This is a genomic window from Leptotrichia sp. oral taxon 218 (genome assembly GCF_018128225.1).
GTDB lineage: Bacteria > Fusobacteriota > Fusobacteriia > Fusobacteriales > Leptotrichiaceae > Leptotrichia.
In genome coordinates this window covers 1-18,733 of sequence record NZ_CP072377.1, presented here as the reverse complement: position 1 = coordinate 18,733, position 18,733 = coordinate 1, and the positions used below count along the sequence as shown (strand labels likewise).

At 33.3% G+C, this 18,733-nt stretch carries 14 protein-coding genes, 3 tRNA genes and 3 rRNA genes; 5 read left to right on the top strand and 15 right to left on the bottom strand.

Going from position 1 to position 18,733, the window contains the following annotated elements; translation table 11 throughout:
- Positions 1–11: 11 nt before the first annotated feature.
- Positions 12–377: a holo-ACP synthase gene (gene acpS / locus J5A73_RS00100; RefSeq protein ID WP_211615537.1), complete on the top strand. Its 366-nt coding sequence runs from the start codon at positions 12–14 to the stop codon at positions 375–377.
- A gap of 360 nt (positions 378–737) precedes the next feature.
- On the opposite strand, the gene J5A73_RS00095 is transcribed toward acpS, so the two are convergent.
- The 7 genes from J5A73_RS00095 to lacB all read right to left on the bottom strand — a co-directional run bounded on the left by J5A73_RS00095 (position 738) and on the right by lacB (position 8,459).
- Entirely contained in the window at positions 738–1,745 is a 1,008-nt protein-coding gene (locus J5A73_RS00095; protein WP_211615535.1) for a LacI family DNA-binding transcriptional regulator, read from the bottom strand.
- Positions 1,746–1,960: 215 nt separating this feature from the next.
- Complete coding sequence (gene lacG, locus J5A73_RS00090) at positions 1,961–3,364, bottom strand: 6-phospho-beta-galactosidase (protein ID WP_211615533.1); 1,404 nt, start codon at positions 3,362–3,364, stop codon at positions 1,961–1,963.
- Positions 3,365–3,427: 63 nt separating this feature from the next.
- Positions 3,428–5,155, bottom strand: a complete 1,728-nt coding sequence (locus J5A73_RS00085; protein ID WP_211615531.1) for a lactose-specific PTS transporter subunit EIIC — start codon at positions 5,153–5,155, stop codon at positions 3,428–3,430.
- A 6-nt stretch (positions 5,156–5,161) separates the two neighbouring features.
- Complete coding sequence (locus J5A73_RS00080; RefSeq protein WP_211615529.1) at positions 5,162–5,476, bottom strand: PTS lactose/cellobiose transporter subunit IIA; 315 nt, start codon at positions 5,474–5,476, stop codon at positions 5,162–5,164.
- Positions 5,477–5,616: 140 nt separating this feature from the next.
- Positions 5,617–6,594, bottom strand: coding sequence for a tagatose-bisphosphate aldolase (gene lacD, locus J5A73_RS00075; RefSeq protein WP_211615527.1), 978 nt, complete (start codon positions 6,592–6,594; stop codon positions 5,617–5,619).
- 291 nt (positions 6,595–6,885) lie between these two features.
- Positions 6,886–7,824: a tagatose-6-phosphate kinase gene (locus tag J5A73_RS00070; protein WP_211615525.1), complete on the bottom strand. Its 939-nt coding sequence runs from the start codon at positions 7,822–7,824 to the stop codon at positions 6,886–6,888.
- Positions 7,825–7,943: 119 nt separating this feature from the next.
- Entirely contained in the window at positions 7,944–8,459 is a 516-nt protein-coding gene (gene lacB, locus J5A73_RS00065; protein ID WP_211615523.1) for a galactose-6-phosphate isomerase subunit LacB, read from the bottom strand.
- A gap of 207 nt (positions 8,460–8,666) precedes the next feature.
- Here lacB and tnpA point away from each other — a divergent pair, with 207 nt between their 5' ends.
- Positions 8,667–9,065 (top strand): IS200/IS605 family transposase, encoded by a 399-nt coding sequence (gene tnpA / locus J5A73_RS00060; protein ID WP_211615521.1) that lies wholly within the window; start codon positions 8,667–8,669, stop codon positions 9,063–9,065.
- Positions 9,066–9,069: 4 nt separating this feature from the next.
- Positions 9,070–10,167, top strand: coding sequence for an RNA-guided endonuclease TnpB family protein (locus J5A73_RS00055; protein WP_211615518.1), 1,098 nt, complete (start codon positions 9,070–9,072; stop codon positions 10,165–10,167).
- Positions 10,168–10,259: 92 nt separating this feature from the next.
- Here J5A73_RS00055 and lacA read toward each other — a convergent pair whose 3' ends face one another.
- Together lacA and J5A73_RS00045 are read right to left on the bottom strand one after the other, a co-directional pair.
- The gene (lacA, locus tag J5A73_RS00050; RefSeq protein ID WP_211615516.1) at positions 10,260–10,685 is read right to left on the bottom strand and encodes a galactose-6-phosphate isomerase subunit LacA; all 426 of its coding nucleotides are present in this window, start codon (positions 10,683–10,685) and stop codon (positions 10,260–10,262) included.
- A 313-nt stretch (positions 10,686–10,998) separates the two neighbouring features.
- Positions 10,999–11,757 carry a DeoR/GlpR family DNA-binding transcription regulator gene (locus tag J5A73_RS00045; RefSeq protein WP_211615514.1) on the bottom strand — a complete coding sequence of 253 codons (759 nt, stop codon included), beginning with the start codon at positions 11,755–11,757 and terminating at the stop codon, positions 10,999–11,001.
- A 203-nt stretch (positions 11,758–11,960) separates the two neighbouring features.
- Between J5A73_RS00045 and J5A73_RS00040 the strand changes: the two genes are divergently transcribed.
- The gene (locus J5A73_RS00040; protein ID WP_211615512.1) at positions 11,961–12,839 is read left to right on the top strand and encodes an alpha/beta hydrolase fold domain-containing protein; all 879 of its coding nucleotides are present in this window, start codon (positions 11,961–11,963) and stop codon (positions 12,837–12,839) included.
- A gap of 15 nt (positions 12,840–12,854) precedes the next feature.
- Positions 12,855–13,541, top strand: a complete 687-nt coding sequence (locus J5A73_RS00035) for an N-glycosylase/DNA lyase (RefSeq protein WP_249069296.1) — start codon at positions 12,855–12,857, stop codon at positions 13,539–13,541.
- 66 nt (positions 13,542–13,607) lie between these two features.
- On the opposite strand, the gene J5A73_RS00030 is transcribed toward J5A73_RS00035, so the two are convergent.
- The 6 genes from J5A73_RS00030 to J5A73_RS00005 all read right to left on the bottom strand — a co-directional run bounded on the left by J5A73_RS00030 (position 13,608) and on the right by J5A73_RS00005 (position 18,548).
- Positions 13,608–13,684, bottom strand: a tRNA-Asn gene (locus J5A73_RS00030).
- A gap of 12 nt (positions 13,685–13,696) precedes the next feature.
- Positions 13,697–13,809: ribosomal RNA gene (gene rrf, locus J5A73_RS00025) — 5S ribosomal RNA — on the bottom strand.
- 54 nt (positions 13,810–13,863) lie between these two features.
- A 23S ribosomal RNA gene (locus J5A73_RS00020) occupies positions 13,864–16,767 on the bottom strand.
- A 68-nt stretch (positions 16,768–16,835) separates the two neighbouring features.
- Positions 16,836–16,911: transfer RNA gene (locus tag J5A73_RS00015), tRNA-Ala, on the bottom strand.
- A gap of 9 nt (positions 16,912–16,920) precedes the next feature.
- Positions 16,921–16,997 (bottom strand) — tRNA-Ile (locus J5A73_RS00010).
- A gap of 40 nt (positions 16,998–17,037) precedes the next feature.
- Positions 17,038–18,548: ribosomal RNA gene (locus tag J5A73_RS00005) — 16S ribosomal RNA — on the bottom strand.
- Together the 16S, 23S and 5S rRNA genes with 3 tRNA genes alongside form the textbook arrangement of a ribosomal RNA operon.
- Positions 18,549–18,733 lie beyond the last annotated feature (185 nt).

Sequence of the window (18,733 nt, the reverse complement as noted above, 5' to 3'; positions counted from 1 at the left end):
GAGGTAAAAATATGGAAATTTATGGAATTGGAACCGATATTATTGAAATATCAAGAATAAAAAATGCAATAAATAACACAGCTTTGTTTAAAAATAAAGTTTATACAAAAAAAGAAATTGAATATATTGAAGAAAAAAGAAATCCATATGCAAGTTATGCGGGACGATTTGCGGCAAAAGAAGCGGTTTCAAAAGCGTTTGGAACTGGTGTCTACGGTTTTTCCCTAAAAGACATTGAAATTTTAAATGACGAACTTGGAAAACCTTATGTCATACTTTACGGAAAAATAAAAGAACTTTCAAAAAATCTTAAAATTCAGATTAGTATTTCACATAGCAGAGAATATGCAGTTTCAACGGTAATTCTCTATAAATAAAAAAATACAGACTAAAAATATTAAATATTTTAAATTCTAAAATTTTATTTTTTATGTCTGTATATTTTTTACTTTTTTCTGAACCTCTCACGACTGAAGTCGCGAGGTTCTTAAGTACTATTTAGCTTCTTTTGAATATCTAGTATTCAAATACTGGCTAATTTCCTTAAGACTTTAATGGACAAGCTCTCCGTTGAGAACATTTACGTCCTATTGGCTCGATTCAAAACCAGTTTTTCCGTTTTTATTATACCATATGTATTTAACTATTTCAAATTTTTTGTAAACAAAAAAATATGCCATTCATCTCACGACTAAAGTTGCGAGTGTTCTGGCATAATTCATAAAAAACTTTTTTATTTATATTTTTTGACAACTTTCTCTTTCTATTAATTCAATAGGAAGAAAAACTTTTTTATGATAATGTCTCTTTCCTTCCACCAATTCAATCAAAGAATTAACCGTTTCTTGAGCAATTAATTTTGTGTCAATTTTTATAGTTGTCAAAGGAGGAGTAAAATATTGCGATAATTTTAAATCGTTAAATCCTATTATTGACATATCTTCTGGAATTTTCAGCTTTTTTTCCCGAATTGCTCTATATGCTCCCATTGCAATCGAATCATTTCCACAAAAAACTGCTGTCGGCTTATCTTCCAATTTTAAAATTTCTTTCATCATAAAGTAGCCACTTTCCATCGAAAAATCGCCAATTTTAAGATATTCTTCTCTATACAGTCCATTTTTTATCATTATTTCCTTAAAATATCTTTCTCGAAAATCCACTAAATTTTCCACAACTTTATTCCTTCCTACTAGTAACCCTATTTTTTTATGTTTTAATTTAAACATATAATTTAAAACCATTTCAACTGAATTTCTTGTGTCAAATTTTATATAATCTGTGATATTATCCGTGTCATACACATCTACACAAATAATATTTCCATTTAAAGTTTTAAAAAATTTTAACTTTTCCTTATTTATTTCACCGACAAAAATAATTGCATCTGCAAAAGAAAAAGTTGCTATTTCATTGGATTTTATTAATTTTTGGATTTCATATAAATTAAAAATCCTTATTCTAGAAAAAATTTTTTTTAATTTGTTTTCTAAATTTATTTTTAAAGAGACAAAATAAGGATCTTCTTTTTCAATTTTTTCATCAAAACATTTTATTATTGCAATATTTGACTGTGAAATTTTATTTTTCTTTCTTTTTTTTACATAATTTAGCTGTTTTACAGTTTTTAAAACTTTTTCTTTTGTACTTTTACTCACATAAAAACTATCGTCGTTATTTAATATTCTGGAAACTGTCGTTATTGAAACTCCTGCTTTTTTTGCAACTTCTCTGATTGTAGCCATTTTATCCTCCTTTCTATTAATTTAAAAATTTTTATAATATTTTATTTTTTTATTTTATCAAGATTTTTTGAATAAAAACACAGCAAAAGTAAGAACTTTTTAAAGATTAAAAACTTAGTAATGAATATATTGCATAATAAAAAAAGCAAAAAATCATTTATTTAATCAAAAATTTTTACTGCAAATGGGGATAATCCAAACTATCCCCAGTTTTTTTATTCAATTTCTTTTGTCTCTGCCACTTTTTTATACCAATATGCACTTTTCTTCGGATAACGTTTTTGTGTTTCAAAGTCAACATAGAATAATCCATATCTTTTTTCATAGCCATTTGACCAAGAAAATACATCCATTAATGACCATAAGAAATATCCTTTTACATTCGCTCCATCTCTTATGGCGTCTGAAATTACTTCCAGATGTTGTTTTATGTAGTCAATTCTGGCATCATCATAAACTGTATTGTCTTCAAAAACATCTTTATATCCTAAACCATTTTCAGTGATATAGATTTTTTTATAGTTTGGATAATCTCTTTTAACTCTAAAAATTTGATCATAAAGACCTTTTGGATAAATTATCCAATCCCAGTCAGTTCTAGGAATACTTTCGTTAGCTCTTCTTTGTCCTATACCTTTTAATTGATATTTAGAGCTTCCTTTATTTCCAGTGGCATTATGAATAATTTCATTTTCACCATCATATTCAGTCATCCAATCACTCATATAATAATTTATTCCAAGGAAATCATTTAAGTCTTTTGCTGCTTTCAATTCTTCAAAATCTTCTTCTCTTAAATCTAATTTTCCACCATTAACTTTTAAAATATGATTTACACCTTCCATTGTTTCTTTTGAATATTCACCTTTAAAAGTAGCATCTAAAATAAATTTATTATGAATGATGTCATCCAATTCAGCGGCTCTAACATCTCCAGGATTATTTGGATCATAAGGATATTTTGTTGGCAATGCACAAACCATTCCTATTTCTCCGTGATAGCCATTTTTCTTAAATAAATTAACTGCTTTTGCATGTGCTAAAACCATATTGTGATGTGATTGAAATAATTTTTCAAAATCATATTTTATTCCTGGAGGGAATTTCCCAACAAGATATTGTCCTTCTCCAATAGGTCCTATTTCATTAAATGTTGTCCAGTAATTTACTTCAGTAAATTCTTCAAAACAAAATTTAGCATAATTCAAAAAATGTTCTATATTTTCACGATTTAAAAAGTCTCCATTTGAATGTAAAACTTCTGGTGTATCAAAATGATGAAGCGTTATAAAAGGTTCAACCTTTCTTTTTTTACATTCAGCAAATAATTTATGGTAAAATTCTACTCCTTTAGGATTTACTTCTCCATATCCATTTGGAAAGATTCTAGACCATGCAATTGAAATTCTTATTCCATTTATTCCAAATTCTTCACAAAGTTTCAAATCTACTGGATATTGATTGTAAAAATCACTTGCTGGCTCAGCTGTATACCAATAATTTTCTTCCAAAAAAGTATCCCAAGCCACACGACCTTTACCATCTGTTTTTGTTGCACCTTCAGCTTGATATGCTGCTGTTGCTCCACCAAAAATAAAATCTTCTGGTAATTTTTTCATTTTTATTTTCTCCTATTTTATTTTTTAACAAGAGGAATTTTTCCCCCTTGTCATTAATAATATTTAATTTTCAAATTGTTTTTTTACAAACTCTAAACTTCCTTTTGGATCTCTTGTTAATTTAATATATTCTGCACCTTGTGTTTTTACTAATTTTATTCCTAATTTATCAGTATCTTTTTTTATATCTTCATAATTTGAAGCAACTTGAGGTGCTAAAACTATTAAATCATAATCTTTCATCATATCATAATGTGCTCCGTAAGCTCCAGCAGCTGCATCAATTGGCTCATTGTACTCTTTTGCAGCTTTTTTCAAGGCATTAGCAAGAAGTCCGCTTGTTCCACCGCCAGCACATAATACAAGTACATTTTTTTGTTCTTTTATTTTTGGTCCACCTGCTGATTCTTCAGTTTTAGTTTCTTTTTCTGGTGTTTTTAAAGCAACTTTAATTTCTTCTTTAGTTTCTACTTTATCATTTTTCATAAACTCTTTTTTACTATTTTCATTTTCTTCAGTAGCAGCTAATTTTTCTTTAGCTAATATTTCTTCATCATAGACTTTAAAGAAAGGATAATAAATAGCTGTATCGACTACAATTAATAGTAACGCTAAAATTATAGCTAAAAAACTAAATCCTGTACCTAGAACTATTCCGATTGGTCCTGGCGTAGTCCATGGCAAGAAGTATGAAAAACTGTTCATATTAAGAATATCAACGAATATTTTAAATAGCCATACATTTACAATTGGTGCTAGAATAAATGGAATAAAGAATACTGGATTTAAAACTATCGGTGCTCCAAATAAAATTGGTTCATTTACTCCAAACGCAGTAGGAATACAGGAAGCTCGACCTATTGCTTTATTTTGCTTTGATTTTGCAAGCCACATAAACATAAATGGCACTACAAGTGTTGCTCCAGTTCCTCCCATTGTTGCAACAAACATTTGTGTCCCTGGTGTTATTATATGATTTGCATGTTGTCCAGCTTGAAATAATTTTAAATTAGCATCTAAATTTATAAATGCAACTGCTGAGATTGCTGGTTCTACAATTGACGGTCCATGTATTCCGACAAACCAGAACATTGCAATAACTCCATAAATAATTGTTATTCCAACATATCCATTTGCTGCTGAGAATAATGGTTTAAAGATTTCTATTACATTTTGTGCAAATCCATGTCCTGATACTCTTCTAACGATAATGTCGATAATATATAGAAATATAATTACTGCACTAAATGGTATTACATCTTTGAATGTTTGTGATAAGTTAGGTGGAACTTCACTTGGCATTTTTATTGTAATGTCTCTTTTTATACAAAAATTATAAATTCCGACTGTTATAAATGCTGCAAAGAATCCTGTAATTAATCCTGTTGATCCTAAATATCCTTTAGCAAATCCATCTTTTAATGGATCAGCTGCTAAAACTAAAAATCCTACTATTGATGCAAGCATTGTTGAGACATTATTTATTTGATTTGTGCTTTCTAAATTTCTATTAAATGAATCAGTCAACGCTTTTGCAGTTGTTCCTGCAACTAAAAGTCCTAAAATTCCCATTGAATAATTATATGGTTTTATAATTGCATCTTCTATTTCTTTAGGCCATTTAAATCCAAAAATATTAGGAACAAATGCAACTAATACAAATAAACTTGAAAATAAAACTACTGGCATCGCTGCAATAAATCCATCCCTTACAGCTCTTAAGTATATATTTCTTGATACTTTTTCAAAAAAAGGTTTCATTTTTTCAATTTGTTTTATTACTCCAGTCATAATATTTTACCCCTTTCTTTGGTAAAGTTCTATAAAATCTTCTATTATATCCTTTAACAAAATTGTTGTCATAAGATGGTCCTGTGCATGAACGGCAATAAATCCTATCTCAATATTTTCTCCACCTGCTTCCTGCTGTATCATTTTTGTTTGTGAATTATGTGCTTCAACAAGACATTCTTCAGCCTGTTTTACTAAAGTTCTTGCCATTTCAAATTCGTTATTTCTTGCTTTTTTTAATGCTTCCAACAATTTTGAACGCGCATCTCCTGCAAAAGCAACAATTTCAAATCCAACCATTGTTACATCTTCTTTAGTCATAGTGATTTTCTCCTTTTCAATTATTATTTGGTTATTTATACGTATTTGCAAAATACAATTGTTTTTATTTGTAACAAGGGGTAGACTCCCCTTGCTAATACTACTATTTAATTTTTTTATTACATATAATTTATATTATTTTATTTTTCTTTCCAAGATGTAGCAGTTTTTGCAACTACTTCATTTAATTCTTCAATATTTTTTCTTCCAACTGTATTTAACCAGTTTACTGTAGCTTCTTCACCGTCTTTTGCGAATACTTCCACTCCATTTGCCCAAGTTGCTCTTCCACATAATACTCCATTAAATTTAGCTCCTGAATCATGAGCGAATTTCAATGTATCTTGGAATAATTTTGCACTAACTCCAGCACTTAAATAAATGTATGGCAAGTTTGTTGCTTCATCTTGTTGTTTGAAATAGCTTGCTGCTTCTTCTTTAGTATAAACAACTTCTCCATCAGCAAATCCTTCAACATATTTCATATTTACAGGAACCTCTACTTTCAATACATCTATGTTATATCTTGGTTTAGAAAATTCTTTCATTGCTTCGATAACTTTTCTTGGTTTCAATTTTGCAAATTCTGCTGTGCTGTTGTCAGCATCTTTGTAGTTGTAGCTTAAAATTTCTAAGAAGAATGGAATATCTTCAGCTACGCATTCAGCTCCAACTCTTTCCATGTATGCTCTCTTTTGATTGTTGATTTCATCACTTTCATCTATGTCATAGTATAATAAGAATTTTACAGCATCTGCTCCTTCTTCTTTTAATCTTTTTGCAGACCAGTCAACAAGGCAATCTGGCAATCTTCCAACTGCATTTGCATCATATCCAGTTTTTTCATAAGCCAATAACAATCCTGCATTTTTATCTCTAGCTTTTGCTGCATCCAATCCATATTCAGGATCTAACAAGATTGAAGAAGAGTATTTTGTTAAATGTTTTGAAACTAATACTTTAAATTCTTTTATTTGTTCAGCTGTTGCTTCTGAAGCTTGATGTTTATTCAACATTTTTTTCAAAGCTCCTCTTTGGTCAATTGCTAAAGCTGATATAAATCCATTTTCATCACTTAAATTTTCTAAATATTTTCTTTTTTGATCTGTTAATTTCATCCTTATTTCCTCCTAAAAATATTATTATCTTTATCAATTTCTGATTTATTTTGTACTTAACTTTATTTAAATTATATAAAATAAAATATAGTCATAATAAAATTTAATTTATTTTACAGCATTCAAAATCAATTTTAAAACTATTAGCTTGATTATGAGAGAATCCAAGCATATCCACCTATTCTGAAAGTTGGAAATGATTAATATACTGTATTTAGCTATTATTAAAAATCTAGATATAAATTTCAAATTTTATTCTTACACTATATAAACTTCTTTAATAAATCTTTCTTACAAATTAACTACTTCAATTTTTCCAAACAATTCTTCATATCTTTCTAAATTTACAAATCCTGTTAATTTTTCCATTGCATTTAGCATTCCAAGAACGTTTGCTTTTCTTAATAAATCTTCATCATTTGCATTTTCATGAATTGCTGATGTTATCCCTGCAACTGTCGAATCCCCTGAACCTACAGGATTTACAACTTCTATGTCAGGCACATTTACTTTATAAAATTTATCATTATGTTTCGCAAAAGCTCCATCTGCTCCAAGTGAAACAATTATCCACTCAATATTTTCAAATAATTTATCTTTTAAAACTTCTTTCAATTCATCTGGATTTTTAGACACATCTTTTCCAATTAATTGTGACAATTCTTCTGTATTAGGTTTTATCACTTTTGGTTTGTGCTCATTTTCCAAAACTTCTACTAATGCTTTTCCTGAACAGTCTAAAACAACTGGTTTCCCATATTTTTCACAGATTCCAATCATTTTTGAATAATAATTAGTTTCCAATCCATCTGGTAAACTTCCTGAAATAGCGATAATTTTAGTATTTTCATTTTTTACTAATTCTTCGAAGTGTTTTAAAAAATTTTCACTTTCAGATTTTGTTATAATTGGTCCTTTTTCTAATATTTCAGTTTGATTTCCTTCATGTAAAATTGCAATGCAATTTCTAGTTTCTCCTGAAATTTCAAAAAAATCATTTTTTATTCCTTTTTTTGATAATTTCTTTTGAATATCTGTTCCTAAAGCACCACCTATAAGTCCAGTTGCAACAACTTCATCATCTAATTGTTTTAATACTCTTGTAACATTTAAGCCTTTTCCACCAGGAGTTTTACTAACCTTAGCTACTCTATTTACAGTATCTAAATTAAATTCTTCCAAAGGATATGAAATGTCAACAGAGGGATTCATTGTCACCGTTAAAATCATTTTAACTAACTCCTTTCTTTAAAATCGAACTTAAGAAAGAAAAGAATATAAACAGGTTAAATTTTAAGTTCGATTTTAAATTTCATTATATAATCAAAAAATTTAAAAATTAAATTTTTCTAGTCTTTGTATTCTCCTCTGTCCCATTTTTCCAAAAATTCATCAAAAAAGTCATCATTTTCTTGATTAGGATTCACAGTTTCTATTGCTTTAATTTTTGCAATTAATTTTTCACTTTCTTCAGTCTTTTTATACTCTGCTTTTATAAAGGCTTCTACAATATCAAATAACAACAATTTCCCAGTTATTGCACCACCAAATCCAATTACATTTGCATTTAAATGTTCTTTTGCATAAAGTGCTGAAGTCATATCTCTTACTAGAGCTGAACGAATTCCTGGAACTTTATTTACGCTATTATTAATTCCAACTCCTGTTCCACAAATGCAAACACCTAAGTCAGCTTTTCCATTTACTACAGCTTCTCCAACTCTTCTACCATAAATTGGATAATGTGTTCTTGTAAAATCATAAGTTCCACAATCTAAAACTTCATAACCTTTTGATTTCAAAAAATCCGATAATGCCATTTTCACATCGGTTACTATGTGATCACATCCAATTGCAATTTTCATATTTTTTTACCATCCTTTTTTAATTTTCTATTTTTTATTATTTTTAAATTAAATAAACTAACACATTTTATTTAACAAAAGATAGCAAGAAGTCTCCGGCTTCTACAAGCGGGAGATGAATTGCTTTTTTTGTAAAAAAAAATTGAAAAAAGGATATATTTATGATATAATTTATTCAGTGAAATAATATAAAAGTAGGTAATAATAATGCCATATAATAGTAATTATCATTCAGTATTTGATATAAATTATCATATGATTTTTTGTATAAAATATCGAAGAGAAGTCATTGATGATGAAATTTCTAATAGATTGAAAGAGATTTTTAAAAAAATATGTCCGAAGTATAACATTGTTCTTAAAGAATGGGAACATGATGTTGATCATATTCATATGTTGATTAATGCTATGCCTAATACTGAACTTTCTAAGTTTGTAAATACTTATAAAAGTGCTTCCAGCAGGTTGATAAAAAAAGAATTTCCTGAAATAAGGGGAAGATTGTGGAAAGAATATTTTTGGAGTAGAAGTTATTTAGTTGTAAGTGTTGGAGGTGCACCGTTAGAGATAATTAAAAAATATATTCAAAATCAAAAGGAGGTGTAATTTCATGAAATATAATTTAGCATTCAAATATAGGATTTATCCAAATAAAGATCAAGAATTGTTGATAAACAAGACTTTTGGATGTGTTCGTTTTGTTTACAATACGATTTTGTATGCTGCGAATAAATTTTATGAAGAAACTGGAAAAAATAAAATGATTACACCTGCCAGTTTGAAAAGTGAAAATCAATTTCTAAAAGAAGTAGACAGTCTAGCACTTTCAAATGCTCAATTGAATGTAAAACGATCGTTTACGAATTTCTTTCAAAAGAGGGCAAAATTTCCAAGATTCAAATCTAAAAAGAATAGTGTTAAAAGTTATACGACAAATTGCGTGAATAATTCGATACGAATTGAGGAAAATAAATATTTGGTCTTGCCAAAATTGAAAAGAATAAAATTAAAATATCATAGAGAAATACCAAAGAATTATAGAATAAAGTCGGTAACACTAACAAACAGTAATGGAAATTACTATGTTTCCATCTTGACAGAATTTGAAAAAGAAATTCAAAAAGTGCCAAGTAATGATAAAATAATTGGACTTGATTTTTCAATGTCTGAATTATTTGTCAGCTCTGAAAACCAAAGAGCTGATTATCCAAGATATTTTAGGATGTTGGAGAAAAAATTGAAAAAATTACAAAAATCATTATCAAGAAAAGTTAAATTTTCTAAAAATTGGTATAAGCAAAAAGCGAAAATATCAAAATTGCATGAGTATATCAAAAATTGCCGAAGAGATTTTTTGCATAAATTATCGAAAAAATTGTCTGAAGATTATAATGCTGTGGTTGTTGAGGATTTGAATATGAAAGGGATGAGTCAGGCATTAAATTTTGGAAAAAGTGTAGGAGATAATGGATGGGGAATGTTTTTGAGAATGCTTGAGTATAAGTTGATGTTTTTAGGAAAACAATTTTTGAAAATAGATAAGTGGTTTCCATCGTCGAAAACTTGTAGTAAATGTGGAAATGTTAAAGAGGAACTGAAATTATCAGAAAGAAGTTATAAATGTGAGTGCTGTGGGATTGAAATTGATAGAGATTACAATGCGGCATTGAATATAAAAAACATTGGAAAATTGATGTTGGAATATTAGGGAAATAAAAAAAACAGGGCAGGGACTGTCCGAAGAGCTTGGTAAATATATTTGGCTAACAGAAGCAGATACTTCCCAAGAAGCTCCCGCTTCTAAAAGCGGGAGTAGTTCACCATATCTACTCTAATTTGATGTCTTCCACCATCATAAGGAGCACTTAAAAAATCTTTTACGATATTTTTAGCAAGTCCTTTTCCAACAATTTCAGAACCTATTGTAATAATTCTAGAGTTGTTATGTCTTCTAGTCATATATGCTGATCTTTCATCAGAAACTTCTGCTGCTATCATTCCTTTTATTTTTGTAGCAACCATAAAACTTCCTGCACCATATGCATCAAACACAATTCCTAAATTATCATCATCTGATAAAACTTCTTTTGCTACTGCATAAGTTGTATCTACAAAATCTTTATCTTCTGATTTATCAATTACATCATACCCATTTTCTAAAAGATAATTTTTGATATAATCTTTTAAACTTTTGCCGTCCGTATCAGCACCTAATATTACTTTCATCACGGTCATCTCCTTTATTTTAATATTCTTTTTACTTTTTCTGTTAAGAGTATACCTCAAAAAAAACAAAAAACAATAGTTTTTGTTTGAATATTAAACATAAAATTGTTTGTTTGTTTAGTAAACAAAATTTTTAATACTTATTTTTTTATTTATTTTTTCAAATTTTATTTTTGGTAAACAAAATATAATTATAATTTAAATTATAAAAAAATTTTTGACTTGACGATTTGAATTTAAAATTTGATAAAAAAAAAGCACCTCCAAACTCTTAAGTTTTTTGGTACAATAATATATTTTTTTTTTACTTTTTTTAAATAATTAGATTTACATATTTTTCAATTTTATTTAATATTTCTTTTTCAGTATTATTTATCACAATTCCTGTTAATTTATCCAGTGTGTAAAAATTTATAAAATCTATTTTTTCAAATTTTGAATCATCTGTGAGTAAATATTTTTCTTCTGAATTACTCAAAGCTATTTCTTGTGTATAACTTTCCTCAAATGTAGAAGTCATAATATCATTTTCTTTTATCGCATTGCAGCTAAAAAATATTTTATTAAAATTTATATTTTTTAAAATTGTATTCGCTATTTCTCCCACAAATGACCTCGTTATTTTTCTAAATTCTCCTCCAACAAGAAACACGCTAAAAGTTTCACTTTTTTTCTCAGACAAAATTTCAAAAATAGGTAAACAATTTGTCAAAACTCTAAGTGACTTAAAGTTAATTTCTTTTGCCAACAATTCAATTGTTGTCCCTGGACCAAGAAAGATTGTATCTCCTTCTTCTATAAGTTTTACAGCTTTTAGAGCTATTTCTCTCTTTTTTTCCATATTTAAAATATATTTATCTTCATGCGATAACTCCTTATATTGAGAAACATTATTACTTTTAGCGCCACCATGCGTTCGCTTTAGCACCCCAATCTCTTCCAATTCTGTAAAATCTCGTCTAACCGTCATATCAGAAACATTCAAGCACTCCACTATATCCGAAACTCTCACAGTTCCTTTCTCTTCAACTATTTTCGTTATTGCTTCCAATCTCTTATTTTTGCTTAGCATCCTAAAAACACCTTCTTTTTTTATTTAAATCCCTTGTAAAACTATATATTACTATTTTACCAAACTTTTTTAAGTTTTTAAAGTGTCAAATTTTAGAAAAATAAAAATAATATTTTTAGTACAAATAAACTTACAAAAATGTTATAATAAATACAATTATTACTATACTTATATTTTAAGAAAGGATTTTTAATAAATTATAAATGAGCATATTATCAAATATTGCAGTCCCTGTTGCAAAATTAGTAAATATAAAAAAATATAAAGAAAAAGATTTTTTAAATCCAAGAAGAGACACTGATTTTTTAAATAAAAAATTTTTTGATAATTCTCTAAATATAGAAGAACAATTTATAGATGGATTTCAAATGCTAACAATTTTTAAAAATAATTCAAAAAATAAACATATTATATTTTTACACGGCGGAGCATATGTTATGAAAGCCGTTAAAGGACATAAAACTATAATTGAAACAATGGCAAAAAAATATAATTTAAAAGTCACATTCATCGACTACCCTCTTGCACCTGAAAACGATATTCAAAAAGCGCATGAAATTTTAATAAAAACATATAAAAAAATCACTTTAAAATACAAAGATGATGACTTTTTTTTATTCGGCGATTCTTCTGGCGGAGGATTAGCGCTCTCTTTTTTGCAACAATTAAAAAATATAAACGATGTCCCTTTTCCCAAAAAAACTGTTTTAATGTCCCCTTGGGTCGATGTTTCCATGTCAAATAGTAAAATCAAAGATTTTGAAAAAAAAGACCCACTTTTGCCATTAAATGGATTAATAGCGACAGGAAAGCAATTTGCAGGAAGTTTGGATACTCAAAATCCTCTAATTTCCCCAATATACGGAAATATGGACAATTTAAAAGAAATTTTTTTAATTTTTGGAACAAATGAAATTTTATACCCTGATTGCTTAAAATTAGAAAAATTGCTAAAAACTTCAAATGGCACAAAAGTAAAGACAAAAATTGGAAAAAATTTATGTCACGACTGGATTTTAGCACCACTAAAAGAAACAAAAGTAACGATTGATGAAATATGTAATTTTTATCTAAATTCATAAATTTTAGGAGGAAATTTGAAAAATAATAACAATTTAAACAATTTAGAAAACTCAATAAACAAAGAAAAAAACGAAGAAATTTTAAAAATTTATAAAATTATTAAACCAGAAATAAAAAAAGCTATTAAAGGCTACAAAAAAGCGTGGAACAAGTCAGAAAAAGAAATTTTTGCAGAAATAGCATTTTGTATCTTAACCCCACAATCCAAAGCAAAAAATGCTTGGAGTGCAATCACAACTTTAGTTGAAAACAATCTTTTATATACTGGAAGTTCATCAGAAATAGTAGAATACTTAAATATTGTAAGATTCAAAAACAATAAATCAAAATATTTAATAGAACTGAGAAATTTAATGACAAAAAATAAAAAACTTCAACCGAAAAAAATATTATCTGAAATTGGTGATACTTTGGAAAAAAGAAAATGGATTTTAAAAAATATAAAGGGAATGGGATTAAAAGAAGCGAGCCATGTCTTAAGAAATCTTGGTTTTGGAGAAAATATAGCAATTTTAGATAGACATATATTGAGAAATTTGAAAGAACTAAATATCATTGACAATATTCCAAAAACAATTACTGAAAAAAAATATTATGAAATAGAAGAAAAAATGAGAAATTATTCAAAATTTTGCAAAATAGACATGGACGAATTAGATTTAGTTTTATGGTACAAAGAAGCTGGAGAAGTTTTTAAATAAAATTTTTTATTTCACACACTACCAATTCTAAGAAATATAGGATTGGAATTTTTTAATACAAAAAAATGGCGTCCCCGGTTGGACTCGAACCAACGACCCTCTGATTAACAGTCAGATGCTCTAACCAGCTGAGCTACGGAGACGCAAAAGAAAAAGTTTGGCGACTACCTATTTTCCCTAGTACGGACTAAGTATCGTAGGCGTAAGCAGACTTAACTTCCGGGTTCGAGATGTAACCGGGTGTATCCCTGCTGCAATGGTCACCAAACAAGTAATTAAATGTCAAAAGACAATGAGAAATAAATAGTAGGCAAGTAAAAGATTAAAAAAGCTTAAGTAATATTAGTACTGGTCAACTGAATGCATTGCTGCACTTACATCTCCAGCCTATCGACCACATAGTCTCTATGGATACTGTGAATACTCATCTTAAAGGGGGTTTCTCGCTTAGATGCTTTCAGCGATTATCCTGACCAAACGTGACTACTCAGCCGTGCCACTGGCGTGACAACTGATACATCAGAGGTTTGTCCATCCCGGTCCTCTCGTACTAAGGACAGAACTTTTCAGTATTCAAGCGCCTGCAGTGGATAGGGACCGAACTGTCTCACGACGTTCTGAACCCAGCTCGCGTGCCTCTTTAATGGGCGAACAGCCCAACCCTTGGGACCTTCTCCAGCCCCAGGATGAGACGAGCCGACATCGAGGTGCCAAACACTTCCGTCGATATGGACTCTTGGGAAGTATCAGCCTGTTATCCCCGGGGTAGCTTTTATCCGTTGAGCGACGGCCCTTCCATGAGGGACCGCCGGATCACTAACTCCTACTTTCGTACCTGCTCGACCCGTCGGTCTTGCAGTCAAGCTCCCTTATGCGTTTGCACTCGAAGGTTGATTTCCATCCAACCTGAGGGAACCTTTGAACGCCTCCGTTACTCTTTTGGAGGCGACCGCCCCAGTCAAACTGCCCACCTAGCACTGTCTCCGCAAGCGGATTAGAATTTCGACAACATATGGTTGGTATTCCAACAGCGACTCAGAAAAGACTGACGCCTTAACTTCGAAGTCTCCCAACTATCCTATACACACATTGCCAAAACCCAATGCCAAGCTACAGTAAAGCTCCACGGGGTCTTTCCGTCCTACTGCAGGTAGCCGGTATCTTCACCGGCATTACAACTTCACCAGGTCTCCAGCCAAGACAGCTCTCAAATCATTTCACCATTCGTGCAGGTCGGAACTTACCCGACAAGGAATTTCGCTACCTTAGGACCGTTATAGTTACGGCCGCCGTTCACCGGGGCTTCAAATTGGAGCTCTCACTCCTCCTCTTAACCTTCCGGCACTGGGCAGGTGTCAGCCCATATACGTCGCCTTTCAGCTTAGCATAGACCTGTGTTTTTGGTAAACAGTTGCTTGAGACTCTTCACTGCGGCCTGTTTCCCCTGGGAGTGTTTCTCTCTTTAGGTATATCAGGCACCCCTTCTCCCGAAGTTACGGGGCTATTTTGCAGAGTTCCTTAGCTAGAGTTATCCTGTCGGCCTTAAGTTTCTCACTCTGTCCACCTGTGTCGGTTTAGGGTACGGGCACTAACGAGTCTTGTTAGAAGTTTTTCTTGGCAGTGTAGGATCTGTGACTTATGCAAAAGCACTTACCCATCAGGTCTCACCTATAGACACGCGGATTTACCTGCGTGTCCAAGCTACGCCCTTAGAAAGGCTAATCCGACAGCCTTCTCACATACCTTACTGCGTCACTCCATCACTCAAACGACTGATAGTGGTATAGGAATATTAACCTATTTACCATTCGCAATCACATCTCTGCTTACGCTTAGGTCCCGACTTCCCCGGGGCGGACGAACCTTCCCCCGGAAACCTTGGACTTCCGGCCGGAGGGATTCTCACCCTCCTTCTCGCTACTCATTCCTGCATTCTCGCTTCTGATGTCTCCAGCCGGCCTTACAGCCGGCCTTCATAGACCTACAGAACGCTCTCCTACCAAGCGGCAAAACCGCTTCCACAGCTTCGGTTTATGTCTTTAGCCCCGTTACATCTTCGGCGCAGATACTCTCGACCAGTGAGCTATTACGCACTCTTTTAAGGAATGGCTGCTTCTAAGCCAACCTCCTGGTTGTCTGTGAATATCCACCTCCTTTCCCACTTAGACATAATTAGGGACCTTAGCTGGTGGTCTGGGCTGTTTCCCTTTTGTCCGTGGACCTTATCATCCACGGACTCACTCCGAATCAGTAATAAATGGTATTCGTAGTTTGCTTGATTTCGGTAAGCAATATGCCCCCTAGATCATACAGTGCTCTACCCCCAGATATCTAAAATTCAGGCTGCACCTAAATGCATTTCGGAGAGAACGGGCTATTTCCTAGTTCGATTGGCTTTTCACCCCTAGACCTATCTCATCTCCCAACTTTTCAACGGCGGTGAGTTCGGCCCTCCACTGAGTCTTACCTCAGCTTCAGCCTGGACAGGCCTAGATCACTAGGTTTCGCGTCTATGACTAGCGACTGAGACGCCCTATTAAGACTTGGTTTCCCTTCGGCTTCATTAATTAACCTTGCCACTAATCATAACTCGCAGGATGATTAACCAAAATCCACGCAGTCACCCCGAAGGGCTCCTACCGTTTGTAAGCACACGGTTTCAAATTCTATTTCACTCCCTTGCACAGGGTTCTTTTCACCTTTCCCTCACGGTACTCTTCACTATCGGTCAATAACAGTATTTAGCCTTGCGTGATATGGTCCACGCGGATTCACGCCAAATTCCTCGTGCTTGACGCTACTCGGGAGTTTCAAGTCATAGCATAGCATATACATGATACAGGACTATCACCTTCTATGGTTCAGCTTTCCATCTGATTCTACTTACTGCTAGACTACTTAGACATTATGGCATCAGTCATATGAAATCCCACAACCCCGTACCGGCAATGCTGCCAGCTTGGCACCGGTACGGTTTAGGCTTATCCCAGTTCGCTCGCCGCTACTTAGGGAATCGTTTTTACTTTCTTTTCCTCCTGCTACTTAGATGTTTCAGTTCGCAGGCTTACCACTTTCGTGCATACTCTTCAAGTATGCGGGTTGCCCCATTCGGAGATTCAGGTGTCATTGATTATGTGCATCTCGACCTAACTTATCGCAGCTTATCACGTCCTTCATCGGCTGTTATTACCTAGGCATCCTCCGTGTGCCCTTAATTAGCTTTTTTTTATTAACAGAATAATCTATTTTGTTGTAATCTTTTACCTACTATTCATTTCCCATTGTCCTTAAAATTGGTGGAGATAAGCGGGTTCGAACCGCTGACCTCTGCCTTGCAAGGGCAGCGCTCTCCCAACTGAGCTATATCCCCAAACAAGAATGGTGGGCATGGCTGGACTCGAACCAGCGACCCCTGCGTTATCAGCACAGTGCTCTAACCACCTGAGCTACACGCCCAAAACTAAAGAAGAAGAAGTGTAAGAAAAACTCTCCTTAGAAAGGAGGTGATCCATCCGCACCTTCCGGTACGGATACCTTGTTACGACTTCACCCCAATCACTATTCACACCTTAGATACCTTCTTCCGAAAGGTTAGACCGGCAGCTTCAGGTGCAAACAACTCTCGTGGTGTGACGGGCGGTGTGTACAAGACCCGAGAACGTATTCACCGCGGCATTGCTGATCCGCGATTACTAGCGATTCCAACTTCATGAAGTCGAGTTGCAGACTTCAATCCGAACTTGGACTGGCTTTAGAGGTTAGCTAAGCATTGCTGCATTGCGGCTCTCTGTACCAGCCATTGTAGCACGTGTGTAGCCCAGATCATAAGGGGCATGATGACTTGACGTCATCCCCACCTTCCTCCTGCTCTTCGCAGGCAGTCTCGCTAGAGTCCCCAACTTAATGATGGCAACTAGCGATAGGGGTTGCGCTCGTTGCGGGACTTAACCCAACATCTCACGACACGAGCTGTCGACAGCCATGCACCACCTGTCACTCGGTTCCCGAGGGCACGGTGATGTTTCCATCACCTTCCGAGGATGTCAAGATCTGGTAAGGTTCCTCGCGTTGCGTCGAATTAAACCACATGCTCCACCGCTTGTGCGGGTCCCCGTCAATTCCTTTGAGTTTCAGCCTTGCGGCCGTACTCCCCAGGCGGATTACTTATCGCATTAACTTCGGCACGGACACTCTTCATGCCCACACCCAGTAATCATCGTTTACAGCTAGGACTACCAGGGTATCTAATCCTGTTCGCTCCCCTAGCTTTCGCACTTCAGCGTCAGTTATCGTCCAGTGAACTATCTTCATCATCGGCATTCCTACACATATCTACGAATTTCACCTCTACTCGTGTAGTTCCGTCCACCTCTCCAATACTCTAGCCAGGTAGTTTCCAAGGCAAGCTGCTGGTTGAGCCGGCAGTTTTCACCTCGGACTTATCTGGCCGCCTAGATGCCCTTTATGCCCAATAATTCCGGATAACGCTCGCGACATACGTATTACCGCGGCTGCTGGCACGTATTTAGCCGTCGCTTCTTCTGCAGGTACAGTCACTTTCTTCCTCCCTGCTGAAAGCACTTTACGATCCGAAAACCTTCTTCGTGCACACAGAATTGCTGGATCAGGGTTGCCCCCATTGTCCAATATTCCCCACTGCTGCCTCCCGTAGGAGTAAGGGCCGTATCTCAGTCCCCTTGTGGCCGTCCACCCTCTCAGGCCGGCTACCTATCATCGCCTTGGTAAGCCGTTACCTTACCAACTAGCTAATAGGACGCAAAGCTCTCAAATGGCATCTCTTTTCATAAACTCACTATGCAGCAAGTTCATAATATCTGGTCTTATCAGCCGTTTCCAGCTGTTATCCCAGTCCATTCGGCAAGTTCTTTACGCGTTACTCACCCGTCCGCCATGGTTTCACGGTGCAAGCACCGCTTCCCCATCGACTTGCATGTGTTAAGCATTCTGTCAGCGTTCATCCTGAGCCAGGATCAAACTCTTCATTCAATAATATATTTCTATATCTTTTTTTCACCTTTTATTCATTGACGAGATTTATTGCTAAATCTTGACTTGCTTTTTATCTATCACACTACTTTTCTTCTTCTTTTTTCATTGTTCTTGGTGTCGACTCTTTTCTTATCGACGAAATATATTATATCAAAAAAAATTTTTGTTGTCAACACTTTTTT